This window comes from Aquitalea palustris (assembly GCF_003693445.1).
Taxonomy (GTDB): Bacteria; Pseudomonadota; Gammaproteobacteria; order Burkholderiales; family Chromobacteriaceae; genus Aquitalea; species Aquitalea palustris.
Map to the genome: position 1 here is coordinate 1 of NZ_RFAR01000105.1, position 14,317 is coordinate 14,317.

The following is a 14,317-nucleotide window of genomic DNA, read 5'->3' on the forward strand; positions in this document are numbered from 1 at the left end:
CAGCCTTCCCATCTATTCCCAATCCCCCCGCCCTTGCCCAGCCAATTGAAGATGGGAGCCTCGCTTTCTTTTCAGAAAGCGAGAGGGGGTTTGTCAGTAGTCTGAGGGACACGTAACACGTGTCCCTTTTTTTGTCCGCTTACTTCAGCGGCGATACGACGGTGGGCAGGGCAATGGTGGAGTGCATGTCGGTAGTGAGCCAGGCCGGGCCACCCTTGGGCGGCCAGATGCCGGCGGCAACCGCTTCGCCACGGATGCGGCTGCGTTCGTCCACGCTGGCGTAGGCCCAGATATTGGTGAAGCGCAGCGGGCCTTGCAGGGCAAACATGGCTACCAGGCAGGGCGACAGGGTGCTGCGTGGCGGCAGGTATTCCTGCCACAGGTCCATGGTGTGTTGCAGGCCACCGGTCTTGATACCGTAAGTGCGGATTTCATATACCGGGCCGCTGATGCCGCTTTCGCTGCTGGGGCGCAGCGGAGCCATCCACGTGAAGGCCTGATAGGCCTGGCGGTCGATGCTGCTGGCGAGGCTGCCGCAGCCATAGGGGTCGGCGCTCAGGCGGGTGCGTTGCTGCTCGGCTTCCAGAGCGGCCAGGCTGTCAAAGCCGCGCAAAACCAGCAGCTGGTTGAGCTGGCCGATATCGCTATACCAGCAGCCCAGCAGTTCGCCGCTGGCGGCGGTGTCGCTGGTGTAGGCCAGTACGTTTTGCGCGGCCTGGGCGGTGGTGCCAAAGGGCAGGGTAAGGGTGGCGAGTTCGTAGTACATGGGGTGTCCTTGCTTGTGTGTTCAGAGGGTTGTGTCGGGTTGGCGTCCGGCAGCGTGGTGCGCTGCCAGATAGCCGAAAGTCATGGCCGGGCCCAGCGTGATGCCGCCGCTGGGGTAGTGGCCGCCCATCATGCTGTGCATGTCGTTGCCGACCGCGTACAGGCCAGTAATGGGCTGCTGCTGTGCATCCAGCACTTGCGCGCTGGCATTGGTGGCAAGGCCGGCAAAGCTGCCCAGGCTGCCGGGGACGATCTTCACCGCGTAAAACGGCCCGTGTTGCAGCGGGGCCATGCAGGGGTTGGGCCAGGCATTGTCCTTGTCGCCCTGCACCCGGTTGTAGGGGGTGTCGCCCTTGGCAAAGTCGCTGTCCTGCCCTGCCTCGGCCTGCTGGTTAAAGCGCGCCACCTGCTGCGCAAGGGCTGCCGGATCGATGCCGCAGCGGCGGGCCAGCTCTTGCAGCGTATGAGCGCGTTGCAGATAACCATTGCGCAGCCAGCGTCCCAGCGGCACGGGGGCCGGTTTGACCGCCCCCAGTCCGTAACGGCGGACAAAGCGGTGGTCGGCCACCAGCCAGGCTTGCGGCTGTTGCCCTGCCGGGGTGGCGCGCAGCAGGGCGGAGACAAAATCGTGGTAGGAGTCGGCCTCGTTGCAAAAGCGCTGGCCATTGGCGGTGACGGCAATCAACCCCGGTTTGGCGCGTTCGATCAGGTGCGGGAAATGGGCGTTGCTGCCATCGGCACGCGGGGCCAGCGAAACCGGTGCCAAGGCCATGGGTGAGGCCACCTTGCCCATCACGCCGCCTACTGCTTCGCCCAGCCGCAGGCCGTCGCCGGTGTTGCTGGCCGGGGCGGCGGACCAGTGTTCCTGCCCGGTGGGGGCATGGTCCAGCAATTGGCGTTTGCGCGCGACATCGTGCGGAAAGCCGCCGCAGGCCAGCACCACGCCACGGCTGCAGTGCACGGTGAGCGGGCCGTCCGGCGTGTCCAGCACTGCGCCGTTTACCTTGCCCTGCTCGCGCAGCAGCTGGCGCAGCGGGCTGGACAGCCGCAGTTCCACCCCGGCTTGCAGCGCCGAGGCGGCCAGCGCGGCGGCCAGCGCATTGCCATTCACCAGCCGCATGCCACGGCCATGCAGCAGGCAGTCGCGCCAGTAGCCCAGCACCCGCCGGGTGACATAGGCAAAGGAGGTGAGCGAGCGGCTGGCATTGAGGAAGTGGCGCAGCTCCACGCCGGAGGCAATACCCATGCCCCATAGCGAAATCACGTCCAGCGGCTTTTTCAGCTGATGGATGTGCGCACCAAGCTGGCGGCCATCAAACGGTGCTGCGCATACCGAACGCCCGCCGGTGGCGGCCCCGGCACTGTGGCCGTGGAAGTCCGGTATCTGGTTGCCATCGATGAAGCGTAGCAGGCTGTGGCGCTGGAAAAAGTCCACCATGCGCGGCGCGTGGCTCAGGTAGGCATCGGCCAGCGCGGGGTTGAAGTCCTCTCCCAGCTCGCTGCGCAGGTATTGGCGCGGCAGGGCCGGGTCTTCGTCTATCCCGGCGGCGATGGCCAGCGGATTGCGCGGCACCCATAGCCAGCCGCCCGACCAGGCGGTGGTGCCGCCAAACTCGGCTTCTTTTTCCGCCACCACCACCTTCAGCCCCAGCCGGGCGGCGGTGACAGCGGTGGCCAGCCCGCCGGCGCCACTGCCCACTACCAGCAGGTCGCAATGCAGGGTGTTGGCTTGTGCTTGCTTGTTCACGGGCAACCTCAAGCGGTCAGCGGACCCTGCGCCAGCAGGAAGTCCAGCATCAGTTCACGCACGGCGGCAAACATGTCACCACCCACCACGGTGTGGCAGCCTAGTGCGCGGGCCTGTTCAATCAGCGGGGTGACGGCCGGGGCGGTAATCACATCACCAACAAACATCTCGCCATGCAGCTTGCTGGCATCAATCGGCAACGGGTCGCTGGCTTGCATGCCGGTGGGCGAGGCGTTGATGGCAATGGCAAAGCCGCTGGGGTCGTGGCTGCCTATGCGCAGCTGGCCGGGAAAACTGGTGGACAGGCGGGCAATCAGCTGGTCGCGGCGGCTGCTGTCTGCATCGTGGATGGCCAGCTCGCTGACGCCGTTTTCCAGCAAGGCCAGCGCAATGGCCGAACCCGCCCCGCCAGCGCCCACCAGCAGTGCACGCTTGCCTTCCGGCTGGCAGCCCGCCGCGCGCATGGCCGATACATAACCGGCCCCGTCACACATATCGCCATGCCAGCTGCCGTCGGCATTGCGGCGCATCACATTCACCGCACCCAGGCGGCGTGCCCGTTCGCTGCTGCTGCTGCACTGGGCAAACATGGCGAATTTGTGTGGCACGGTGACGATGATGCCGTCCAGATTGCCCGCCAGGCTGATGCCCTTGACGTAGGCATCCAGATTGGCCGGGCTGACATGGCTGGGTACCAGAATGGCGTTGCGGCCTTGCTGTTGCAGGGCGGCGCTGACGCCAGCCGGGGATTTCACCTGGGCGATCGGGTCGCCGACGATGGCCAGTACGCGGGTGGCGCCATCCAGTTGCAGGGTTTGGGTCATGGTTTGCTCTCCTTATTGGCTAACGGTGTCGCGCGTCCGGGCGCGGGTGTTGTGTTGGCTGGCGTGGGTGGCGGCGATGCTGGCAAATACCAGTGCCGGGCCGATGGTGATGCCGGGCGCGGTATACACCCCGCCCATGATGGAATGCATGTCATTGCCCACCGCATACAGGCCGGCAATGGGCTGGCCGTCGCGGCCCAGTACCCGTGCCTGGGTATCGGTTTGCAGGCCGCTGGCGGCACCGATGTCGCCGGGGTAGAGCCGCACCGCGTAATACGGGGCTTCGGCGAGCGGGCCGATATTGGGGTTGGGCTGACCGCGTGACGGGTCGCCCATGTTTTGCTGGTAGGCGGTTTCGCCACGGTGGAAGTCGCTGTCCACGCCGCTGGCGGCATAGCGGTTGTTGCGCGCCACGCTGTCCTCCAGCGTGGCGGCGTCCATCCCCAGTTTGGCAGCCAGTTCGGCCAATGATTGACCCGCTGTCAGGTAGCCATCGGCCAGAAATGGCTCCAGACCCTTGCCACCGGGGCGCACCATGCCGATGCCGTACTGACGCAGTGCGGCAGCGTCGCAAACAAGGTAGGCCGGAATGCTGGGCGTGCTGCGATTGGCTTGCTGCATGGCCAGGCCAAACAAATGGTAGGAGGTGCTTTCGTTCACAAAACGCGCGCCACGGGCATTGACGGTAATCATGCCGGGCTTGGCACGGTCCAGCATGAAGTGCGGAAACACTGCCTGGCTGCCATCGACACGGCGGCGCAGTGATACCGGTGCCCAGAACGCCGGGCTGAGGCTGCCTTCGGCCAGTTTTGCACCAAGGTCGCGTGCCAGCTGCTGTGCCTGACCGGTATGGCCGGGCGCGCCGGGGCACCAGTCCATATCTATGCCCGGCAGCAGGCGGGCGCGTTGTTCCGGGTCGCGGTTGAAACCGCCGCTGGCCAGAATCACCCCCTGATTCACCTTGATGCTGCGGCTGGTCTTGCCCTGGCGCAGGGTGAGGCCCTGCACGGCGCCCTCATCGTGGCAGATATCACTGGCCTGGCAGCGCAGCGCCAGTTGCACATTGTCCCGTTGCGACAGCGAATACAGCAGGCGGCCCACCAGTGCATTGCCCATCACCAGCCGCGTGCCGCGCGGGTGGCGCAGGCGGTCGCTGGCATGGCGCAGCAGCAGCTTGAGTGAGTGCCTGAACGAAGGCAGCGAGGACTTCAGCTTGAGCAGGTGGTTGATGTCGGTGCGGTCCACCATCATGCCGCCCAGCACGGTGAACTCGGGAATGGGCGGGCGCAGCACGGCAAACAGCTCACCCAGCAGGCGGCCATCAAACGGCAGTGGTTCCAGCGCACGGCCGTTGAGGGTGGAGCCGGGCAGGTCGGAAATGTAGTCCGGGTGTTTGGGATAGGGGCGGAACTTCACCTCGGTGGCCGCCTCCAGCATGGCCACCACCGCCGGGCCGGCTTGCAGGAAGGCCTGGCGCAGTGCCGGGTCGGCCCGGTTGCCAATGGCGTTATCCAGATAGCGGGCGGCTTCGGCCAGCGTGTCTTGCGGATTCACCCGCGGGCTGTGCAGGGTGCCGGGTATCCAGGTGGTGCCTCCGGACAGGGCGGTGGTGCCGCCCACGTATTCGGTATGTTCCACCAGTAATACTTTCTGCCCTGCCAGGCTGGCAAACAGCGCTGCGGCCAGGCCGGCGCCACCGGCGCCAATCACCACCACATCAAATTCACTGCCTTGCGCGGGCAGGTTTTCCAGTTGCAACAGCATGTCAGTCTCTCCGTCTTGCAGACTTGCTACCGTTTTGTTGCATAAAAGCAACCAGTCGGTACGTTTTGTGATTTTTTTTGTAGGGAAGATTGTTACGCGCGAGCCGACTCCAGCGCCGTGCCGTACGTGCGCTGTAAAACCCGTTCTGCGGCACTGCGCAGCAACTTTGCCCGCTCCACTGCGCTGAGCTGCGCCCGGCTGTGCATCGGCACTTCCAGTGAAATCGGCAGGTCTGGTGGCAGGGCCAGCAGCAGTTCGCCCAGCGCCAGTCCGCCATGGCCCGGCGGCATGCGCTCGGCGCGCGCCTGGTACAGCAGTTGTTCGATGGAGTCTGGCTTGGCTGCCGGGGCATCGCACAGCTGCATGTAGTGCAGGCGCTGACACGGCACAGTGGCCAGTGCGGCAGGTCTGTCGCCGGCGCGATCAAAGTGGATGGCATCCACCAGGAGGGCGGCATTGTCCTGGCCGGCTTGCTCCAGCAACCGCATGGCCATGCCGATATTGCGGATGTCGGTCCAGGGCATGGGCTCGATATTCATGCTCAGTCCCAGCGGCGCGGCCAGCTGGCACAGCCGGGCAAAGCTGTCCACGCAGCGGGCAAAGTCCGGGTCGTTGCCCGCCACCAGTACCTCGCGTGCGCCCAGCCGGGCGGCGCTTTCCAGCATGGGCAGATAGCTGGCGACATCAAGCTCTGCTTTAAGGCGAAGTATTTCCACATCAGACACTTGCAGGCCGGTGTCTTGCAGGCGCTGCAGGGTTTCTTGCAGCAGCGGGCTGTTGCCCAGCATGTCGTGTTGCGGTTCTTCGGCGGTGGCCGGCAGCAGGCGCAGGCCGACATGGCTGAAGCCGGCGGCAGCGGCACAGCTGACCATGTCGGGTGGCGATAGCTCCAGCATGCTGAGGGCAGCAAGAGCGAGCTGGCGTGGTGGCATGAGTCTCTCCTGTGAAGCTGGCGCAGGCGGGCGGCCATGTGGCGTCCTCCCGCTTGGCCAGTCTGTTTTGCGGTGGCTGATGGCTGGGCAGTATGCAATCGCAAAAAGTGGAATGCAATTCAAAAAAATAACTTTGTTTCGATTTGTCGCCCGTCAGCTTGCACAGGGGACGCACGCCGGGCTGCTGTCGGTCAGCAGCATCCATGCGGGGTTTTCCGGGTGGAAATGCAGGCCGGGCTTGTATTTGTGGTGCGGCAGGACTCAGGGATTTCCCGCACTGAAACAGGGCAGGGCAGTGTGTTCTGGCGCTTGTTTTGGGCTGTTGTATTTTTTTAATGTGCTGATTTGACGTAACAAAACTACAAAAACAAGCCGCTGGTGCATGACATGGATATCTGCACATGGATGGGGCGCTGTTATCGTAAATCGGTATAACTGATAGATTTTTTGCGGTATGTTTTTGGCAATCATGCCCAGTCAGAATGCAATCCATGCCAGTGATGCATGGACAAGCATGCCAAGCCCAGGCAGCACCAGGCAGCAAGGGGTGCACGGCCGGACCAGCCAGTCATCACCGGCAGGCTCCACCCACCAACAGGAAAGAAGCTGGCAAGGGACAGCAGCTTCACCAGCCTGCAGCTGACTGGCAAGGGCAGGGCAGCCAGCCAGAACAACAAGGCAGCGATTGATAGCCAGCGCTGCAACAGGAGACAACAGATGAGTAACGCCAGCAATGTCATCAATGTACGCACATTGATCGACGATCGTCCCATCAACCACTTTCAGTGGCTGGTGGTGTTTTTCGGATTCTGCATTATCGCGGCCGACGGTTTCGACGTGGCCATCATGGGCTTCATCGCACCGGAACTGAAACGCCTGTGGCATGTCACCAACCCGCAGCTGGCACCGGTACTGAGTGCCGCGCTGGCGGGCCTCACCCTGGGCGCGCTGTTTGCCGGCCCGCTGGCAGACTACCTGGGCCGCAAGGTGGTGTTGGTGTTGTCGGTGTTCTTCTTCGGTTTCTGGACGCTGGTGACGGCCACTTCGGGTGACATCACCCATCTGGTGATCTTCCGCTTCCTCACCGGCCTTGGCCTTGGTGCAGCCATGCCCAATGTCGGCACGCTGGTGTCGGAATTTGCGCCGGAACGCCGCCGTTCCTTCCTGGTTACCGTGGTGTTCTGTGGCTTTACCGTGGGGGCGGCAGGTGGTGGCTTCCTGTCAGCCTGGATGATTCCGCACTTCGGCTGGCAAAGCGTGCTGATTTTTGGTGGTGTGCTGCCGATTGCCGTATCCATTGCGCTGCTGCTGTTTTTGCCGGAATCCGTGCGCTTCCTGGTGGTGCGTAATGCCCCGGCTGCGCGCATCAGCAAGATTGTCAAACGCCTGGCGCCCGATCTGTCGCTGCAGGATGCCAGCTTCACCATGGGCAATACCGACCCGGCGGCCAAGGGTAATTCCATCCGCACCGTGCTCTCCAGCCAGTACCGCTTTGGTTCCTTCATGCTGTGGCTGGGTTACTTCATGGCGCTGTTCGTGGTGTACCTGATGGGCAGCTGGATGCCGACCCTGGTGAAAGAGTCTGGCTATACCCTGGGCGATGCCGCCTTCATTGCAGCCTTCTTCCAGTTTGGCGGCCCGGCAGGTTCCCTGTTCATGGGCTGGTGCATGGACCGCGCCAATCCGCACAAGGTACTGGCTACCACGTATGCGCTGGGTGCGCTGCTGCTGTTCGGTTTCACTTCGGTGGCGCATGAACTGCCGCTGCTGTGTGCGCTGACCTTCGCCGTTGGCTTCTGCTTCAACGGCGCCAATACCGGCATGAATGCCCTGTCTGCCGGCTTCTACCCTACGGCAGCACGTGCCACCGGTTCCAGCTGGATGCATGGTGTGGGCCGTATCGGGGCGGTACTCAGTGCCTTTGCCGGTGGCCAGATGCTCGCCTGGGGCTGGACCTTCTCCCAGGTGTTTGCTGCCCTCGCGGTTCCGGCCGGCATCATCGTGCTGTCGCTGCTGCTGAAGAATCTGGCCAGCAAGGGCCTGTCCGTGCCGGCAGCCAGTCCGGCCAGCAAGGCCATGCACCATTGATCTGTCAGGTGGGTGGCAGCCTCAGCGTGCCGCCCCCTCCAGATAGGCCAGTACCGTATCAATGACAATTTGCCGGTGACGGCTGGCGTGTTCGGGCAGGGTGAGATCGCGCCCGAACAGGCTGGCAAAGGTGTGGCGGTTGGATACGCGGTAGAAGCACAGCGAGCTGATCAGCATGTGGACGTCGATGGCATCCGCCTGGTCGTGGAATACCTGGTCGGCAATGCCACGCGCCAGAATGCCTTCCACCACCTCGATCACGCTGCGGTTGCGCTGGCGGATGATGTCGGAATCGGCAATATGCCGCGCCTGGTGGATGTTTTCGATACTTACCAGCCGGCAGAAGTCGGGATGGTTGTGGTGGTAGTCGAAGGTAAAGCCGGTGAGCAGGGCCATGGCTTCGCGCGGTGGCAGGCCTTCCAGCTGCAGCTGCTTTTCGATATCGCGGATTTCGCCATACACCCGTTCCAGCACCGCGATGTACAGCTCCTTCTTGCTGCGGAAGTGGTACACCACCATGCGTTTGTTGGTATTGGACTGCTCGGCGATATTGTCCAGCCGGGCACCGCTGAAACCGTGCTGGACAAATTCGGACTGGGCCGCTTCCAGAATGCGCTGGCGCATGCCTTCGGGGTCGTTCTTGCGGCGGGTGGGCAAGCTGGGGCTGTCTGTGGACATCAAAACCGGATACCAATGAAAGGAGAAGTGGCAATAAAGGCTGAATCTGCCCGCTTTTGATGACCAATGTCAATCTGCCGACAGCCAGCGTCAGCAGCGAGCAGCGTAGTAAGGGGTGGGGCCACTCGCGCAGGCCGCGCCCGGATTGAGGATTAATTTTAAACAAATATCAATCTGTGAATAAACAGATATGGAGATAATCGTGAAACACAAGACCCAATTGCTGCTGCTGGCTTCCCTGTCCCCGCTGCTGGCCAATGCTGCACTGGCGGATGATTCAACCGTCACCATCTACGGCCGCATCCATGCCGACTTTGAAAATACCAAGTCCGGCGCGGCCAGCACGGCTTTCTCCACCAACAAGGTGCAAAACGACACCTCGCGCATCGGCTTCAAGGGAACGGAAGACCTAGGCAACGGCCTGAAAGCCATCTGGCAGGTGGAATCCGGCGTGGCCATCGACGATGGTTCCGGCACCGGCTCCAATACCTGGGCCGGCCGCGAAAGCTTTATCGGCCTGAGCTCTGATCAGCTGGGTACGCTGAAAGCCGGTAACTTCCTGGTGGCGATTGACGACTTGCACTATATCGCCGGCAACAGCTTCCAGTACGCCACCGGCATTTCCAACGATGCCACGCTGTGGGCCAATGGCGGTAGCCTGGCCAGTGGCGGCTTTGATGTGCGTGCCGGTAATTCCGTCAGCTACCAGACGCCGAAATTCAATAATGTCACCGCACGTATCCAGTATTCCTTGACCAGTGGCACCGGCGGTGCCGAAACCACCAGCCATGGTGCAACGCTGGTATCCGGCAACCTGACCTATGACGATGGCCAGCTGCGCGTGGGTTACGGTTTTCAGCAAAACCGTGCCATGCAGGCCATGTCCAGCAACTTCTACCAGAACGGCCTGATGCACATGCTGGCGGTTGGCTACAACTTTGGCAGCGTGTATGTGGGTGGCCTGCTGGAGCATGACATCCTGGATAACATCAACCTGACCGGTAACAGCCGCAGTCGCAATTACGGCAGCCTGATCGGTACCTATACCACCGGCGCCAACATCTTCTCGGCCCAGTATGGTCAGGCCGCGTCGTGGAAGGGGTCGGCAGCAGTGCAGGACAGTGGCGCCAAGATGGGCACGCTGGCCTACAACCGCGTGCTGAGCAAGACCACCCAGGTGTATGTGCTGCTGACCGAGCTGCACAACCAGGCCAATGCCACTTATGTGCTGGGTGGCAACCCCAGCGCCACTGCCGCCGGTGCCAGCAAACAGCATTCGCTGGCTGTCGGCATGTGGAAAAACTTCTGATCCTCACCTGAAATGCCAGGCGCTGGTGGTGGCTTGGGCCGCTGCCAGCGTCTGGCTTTGTACCTGCTCATGGACTTTTTCCGCCGTTTTTCCTCTGCGTCTGCGCTGATCGCCTTGCTGGTGGCCGGTGCATTCTTCATGGAAAATCTTGATGCCACCGTCATCAACACTGCCTTGCCTGCCATGGCGGTTTCCTTCGGGGTGCAGCCGGTAGATCTCAATATCGGCATCACCGCCTATTTGCTCACCCTGACGCTGTTGATTCCGGCCAGCGGCTGGCTGGCCGACCGGCTGGGTTGCCGTCGGGTATTCATGGCCTCCATCGTGGTGTTCACGCTGGCTTCCTTGCTGTGTGCCCTGTCGCACAGCCTGTGGCAGTTTGCACTGGCGCGGGTGTTGCAGGGTGTGGGCGGCGCGATGATGGTGCCGGTGGGGCGGCTGGCCGTCCTACGCAATACCCCCAAGCCGGACCTGATGCAAGCCATCGCCATGATTACCTGGCCGGGGCTGGTAGCCCCCGTGCTGGGGCCGCCATTGGGTGGCTTCATCACCACTTATGCCTCCTGGCACTGGATTTTCCTGCTGAATTTGCCGCTGGGCATTGTGGCACTGGCGCTGGCCTGGTGGCTGATTCCACCGCAGGATGACGTAGCCGCTCCCAGTCGCTTTGATTGGCCGGGCTTCTTGTTGTGCGCCAGCAGCTGCCTGTTGTTGATGAGCGGGCTGGAGCAGGTGGGCGGGCCGGGGCGCTGGTCGCTGGCCCTGCCATGCCTGCTGGCTGCCGCCCTGTTGCTGGCAGCACTATGGCGGCATTGCCAGCGCAGCCATGCCCCCTTGCTGGACTTGTCCATCCTGCGCATTCCTACTTACCGCACCACCATTGCCGGCGGCTCTTTGTTGCGGGCGGCCATCAATACCACGCCCTTTCTCTTGCCGCTGATGTTCCAGCTGGGCATGGGCATGGATGCCTTTCGCGCCGGCTTGCTGCTGCTGATCCTGTTTGCCGGCAATCTGGGCATGAAGGTTGTTACCAGCGGCACGCTGCGCCGCTTTGGCTTTCGCAGCACGCTGTTGCTCAGCGGGGTGTCGCTGGTGGTGCTGACCTTGCTGCTGGCCACCTTCGGGCCGGGTACGCCGTGGCCGTGGATGGTGCTGGTGCTCTTGCTGTCCGGCATGGCCCGCTCCATGACCTTTACCACCTTGAGTACCCTGGCGTTTGTCGATGTGCCGGCGGCGCAGATGAGTCATGCCAACACGCTGTTCAACATGCTGCTGCGCATGGCGTATGGCCTGGGGATTGCCATTGCCGCCATCGGCCTGCGCCTGGCCGAGTCCTGGCTGCCGCAGGCCGGCGCACTGGCGCATTATCATTTTGCCTTCGTGGTACTGGCCGGCCTGACCTTGCTGGCCTTGTGGGATGTGTGGCAACTGCCGGGTACTGCCGGGCAGTTGCTGAGCCAGCAGCCGGAAGCACGTCACTGATGCGGCCAATATCTGTTTGGACAGACGGCAAGGGTAATGCCATCCTTCTGTCTTGGCCGCCAGGCCGGTAGCGCATGACAGGCTCCGCCCGAGGCGGCGGGCAGGCATCACGATAACAAGGTTGGGTGTATGGATTTGAAACAGTTGCAGTACTTTACCTGTGTGGCGGAGCTGGGTAGTTTCACCCGCGCCTCAAATGCGCTGAACATTGCCCAGCCGGCGCTAAGCCGGCAGATCCGCATGCTGGAGGTGGAGCTGCGGCAGAATTTGCTGATTCGCAACGGCCGTGGTGTGACGATGACCGAGGCGGGCAAGGTATTGCTGGAACACAGCCTGGGTATCCTGCACCAGGTGGAGCGGGTGAAGGAGGAGCTGGGCAAGGTGCGTGGCGCCATGGCCGGGCATGTGGTGGTGGGGCTGCCGCCCAGCCTGCTCAAGGTGCTGGCCGTGCCGCTGACCAAAACCTTCCGCGCCCGCCTGCCCAGTGCCTCGCTGTCGATTTGCGAGGGCTTGTCGGTCACCATGCATGAAGCGCTGGTGGCCGGCCGGCTGGACGTTGCCTTGCTCTACAACGTGATTCCCTCGGCCGAGGTGGAAACTTTCCCCCTGCTGGAAGAAGAGCTGTTCCTGATGACGGCCCGCTTTGATGGTGCCGGGGATTCCATCAGCCTGCGGGAAGTGGCAGACATTCCGCTGATCATTCCCAGCCGGCCCAATTCGATCCGCATGCTGGTGGAGTCCGAGCTGGCCAATATTGCTTGCCGACCCAATATCGAACTGGAAATCGACGGGGTATCGGCCATTCTGGAACTGGTAGCCGATGGCTATGGCAGTGCCGTACTCACCCGCAGTGCCGTGACTTCGCTGGCCGATGCTTCGCGTTTTAGCGTGCGCAAGATCGTGGAGCCGGTGCTGTCCAGCAAACTGGCCATGGCCATCAGCCTGCGTCACCCCTCGACGCTGACCCAGCAACTGTTCATCGACCTGATCCGTGAGCAGATTCGTGTCTGGCTGGGCTATGAGCAAGCCGTCTGAGTCTGCTAGCGCAGGTGCTGCAACAACTGGTCGGCCACTGCCTGCCATTTCGAGCTGGAAATCACCGCGTGGCCGGCATCTTCTATCATCACCGCCTCGGTGTCGTAGGAGCGGGCGGTGGCGGCCACCACATCGGGTGGAATCAGCCGGTCGCGGCTGCCGCCGATGACCTGTACCTGCGCGCTGATATTGTCCGGATTGACATAGGCAGGCTTGCCCTCGGCCGCCTGCAGGGCGATGGCCTTGCCCAGCGGGTCGCCCATGAATTCGACCACGGGCTCCAGCGTGCCCGGCAGCAGGCCCCAGGGAGGAACCGAGCAGATCAGGCTGGCCTTGCGGATGGCCTGGTTGCCGTCCAGTACGCGCTGGCTGAGAAAGCCACCCATGGAGTGGCCCACGATCAGCACCGGTTTGTCGGCCAGTTGTTCGAGGACGTGATAGACGTCTTCCTCATAGCCGCGCAAGGTCTGGTTGGCGCGGGCCGGGCTGCCGCCGTGACCGCGCAATGACAGGGCGGTACTGCTCAGGCCGTGGCGGGCAAAGTAGGGCAGGAAGTTTTCCCGCCACTGCCAGCCATCACCGGCCACCCCGTGAATGAACAGCACATGGGCGCGCGCCGCCACGGCATCCGCATGAAACAATTCGATGCCGTCGTTCATCTCGTAGCGGCAGGCTTCGGCCGGATCGGCTTCGGCCAGCTGGATCTGACAGGAGGTTTCCTCGCCGTCCTGGGCAAAGCGGGTCGTCAGGCCACGGCATAGCGAGGCCATGCGGCCATTGCGGCGCAGATACTGGATGCGCAGGCTGTTTACCTTGCGCCGGCGGGCATGTTCCAGCGCCTGGTCGAACAACATGCGGCCTATGCCCTTGCCCTGGCAAAAGCTGTCCACGCTGATGCCCAGCTCGCCGCAGGGATGGCCCTCGTGCTGGAACACCGCGATATGCACCACGCCGATCAGCAGGCCACGGTACAACACGCCAATGACGATGTCGCGATTGAAGTTGATGCGGTCGACGTAGTCGGCGAGGGCGGCCTCGCTCATTTCCAGACCAAAGCGGGTAAAGCGGTCTTCGTCGTTGAGTATTTGCAGGTGAGCAAGTACGGCCGGGCGGGTGGTTGCCTGAAGCCGGCTGAATTCGACGTTCATGAGGCTTCCTTTATTGTGCATTGCAGCAATCCTTAGTGTAGGACTTTCCCCCGGCAATGCAAGTGGCAGCGGCAGCCTGGCAGGCGGCTTGCTCAATCCGGCCGCTGTCGCCCATGACAAAGCCCCGCAGTGGCGGGGCTTTGTTGAAGGGAGCCGGTGGGCTGGCGGCAGGGCTAGAAGCCCAGGCTTTCCAGCAGGTCGTCCACTTGCTGCTGATTGGACACCGCATCGGGCTGGCCTTCCGGATTGATGACCGGGCCGTTGAGCAGGCTGCTGTCCAGCTCGCCTTTTTTGTGTTCCGGTGAAAACTGCACCAGCAAGGTCAGCATTTCGGTTTCCAGGTTCTTGAACATGTCCATCATCTTCTTGATGACCTGACCGGTCAGATCCTGGAAGTCCTGTGCCATCACGATTTCCAGCAACTGGGTATTGGTTTCGTGGGTTTGCTGCGGCACCTGGTTCAGGTATTGGTGCGTGTCATCGGCCAGCTTTTTGAATTCCTCGGTGGACAGCTGGTTGGCATAGAGCAGGTTCCAGCGTTCCGA

The 14,317-nt window shown here is 62.6% G+C and carries 12 protein-coding genes; 4 read left to right on the forward strand and 8 right to left on the reverse strand.

Annotated features, from left to right (window positions below; translation table 11 throughout):
• Positions 1-139: 139 nt before the first annotated feature.
• From EAY64_RS18650 to EAY64_RS18670, 5 genes are all read right to left on the reverse strand, one after another.
• Positions 140-766, reverse strand: coding sequence for an NIPSNAP family protein (locus EAY64_RS18650; protein ID WP_103526221.1), 627 nt, complete (start codon positions 764-766; stop codon positions 140-142).
• Between the two features lie 21 nt (positions 767-787).
• A complete protein-coding gene (locus tag EAY64_RS18655; protein WP_103526232.1) occupies positions 788-2,512 on the reverse strand; it encodes an FAD-dependent oxidoreductase in 1,725 nt (574 codons plus the stop codon).
• A gap of 8 nt (positions 2,513-2,520) precedes the next feature.
• Positions 2,521-3,336, reverse strand: a complete 816-nt coding sequence (locus tag EAY64_RS18660) for a shikimate dehydrogenase family protein (protein ID WP_103526222.1) — start codon at positions 3,334-3,336, stop codon at positions 2,521-2,523.
• Between the two features lie 12 nt (positions 3,337-3,348).
• Positions 3,349-5,100, reverse strand: a complete 1,752-nt coding sequence (locus EAY64_RS18665) for an FAD-dependent oxidoreductase (protein ID WP_103526223.1) — start codon at positions 5,098-5,100, stop codon at positions 3,349-3,351.
• A gap of 92 nt (positions 5,101-5,192) precedes the next feature.
• The gene (locus EAY64_RS18670; RefSeq protein WP_103526224.1) at positions 5,193-6,032 is read right to left on the reverse strand and encodes a sugar phosphate isomerase/epimerase family protein; all 840 of its coding nucleotides are present in this window, start codon (positions 6,030-6,032) and stop codon (positions 5,193-5,195) included.
• Between the two features lie 717 nt (positions 6,033-6,749).
• Here EAY64_RS18670 and EAY64_RS18685 point away from each other — a divergent pair.
• Positions 6,750-8,120 carry an MFS transporter gene (locus EAY64_RS18685; protein WP_103526227.1) on the forward strand — a complete coding sequence of 457 codons (1,371 nt, stop codon included), beginning with the start codon at positions 6,750-6,752 and terminating at the stop codon, positions 8,118-8,120.
• A gap of 21 nt (positions 8,121-8,141) precedes the next feature.
• On the opposite strand, the gene EAY64_RS18690 is transcribed toward EAY64_RS18685, so the two are convergent.
• The gene (locus tag EAY64_RS18690) at positions 8,142-8,798 is read right to left on the reverse strand and encodes a TetR/AcrR family transcriptional regulator (protein WP_103526228.1); all 657 of its coding nucleotides are present in this window, start codon (positions 8,796-8,798) and stop codon (positions 8,142-8,144) included.
• Positions 8,799-9,000: 202 nt separating this feature from the next.
• Between EAY64_RS18690 and EAY64_RS18695 the strand changes: the two genes are divergently transcribed.
• From EAY64_RS18695 to EAY64_RS18705, 3 genes are all read left to right on the forward strand, one after another.
• Entirely contained in the window at positions 9,001-10,107 is a 1,107-nt protein-coding gene (locus tag EAY64_RS18695; RefSeq protein WP_226034261.1) for a porin, read from the forward strand.
• A 69-nt stretch (positions 10,108-10,176) separates the two neighbouring features.
• Positions 10,177-11,589, forward strand: coding sequence for an MFS transporter (locus EAY64_RS18700; protein WP_103526233.1), 1,413 nt, complete (start codon positions 10,177-10,179; stop codon positions 11,587-11,589).
• 129 nt (positions 11,590-11,718) lie between these two features.
• Complete coding sequence (locus tag EAY64_RS18705) at positions 11,719-12,624, forward strand: LysR substrate-binding domain-containing protein (protein WP_103526230.1); 906 nt, start codon at positions 11,719-11,721, stop codon at positions 12,622-12,624.
• Positions 12,625-12,629: 5 nt separating this feature from the next.
• Here EAY64_RS18705 and EAY64_RS18710 read toward each other — a convergent pair whose 3' ends face one another.
• Together EAY64_RS18710 and EAY64_RS18715 are read right to left on the reverse strand one after the other, a co-directional pair.
• Positions 12,630-13,772, reverse strand: coding sequence for an alpha/beta fold hydrolase (locus EAY64_RS18710; protein WP_158604734.1), 1,143 nt, complete (start codon positions 13,770-13,772; stop codon positions 12,630-12,632).
• Positions 13,773-13,945: 173 nt separating this feature from the next.
• Positions 13,946-14,317, reverse strand: a 372-nt coding sequence (locus EAY64_RS18715) for a protein phosphatase CheZ (protein WP_147456246.1), incomplete at its 5' end; no start/stop codon positions are given.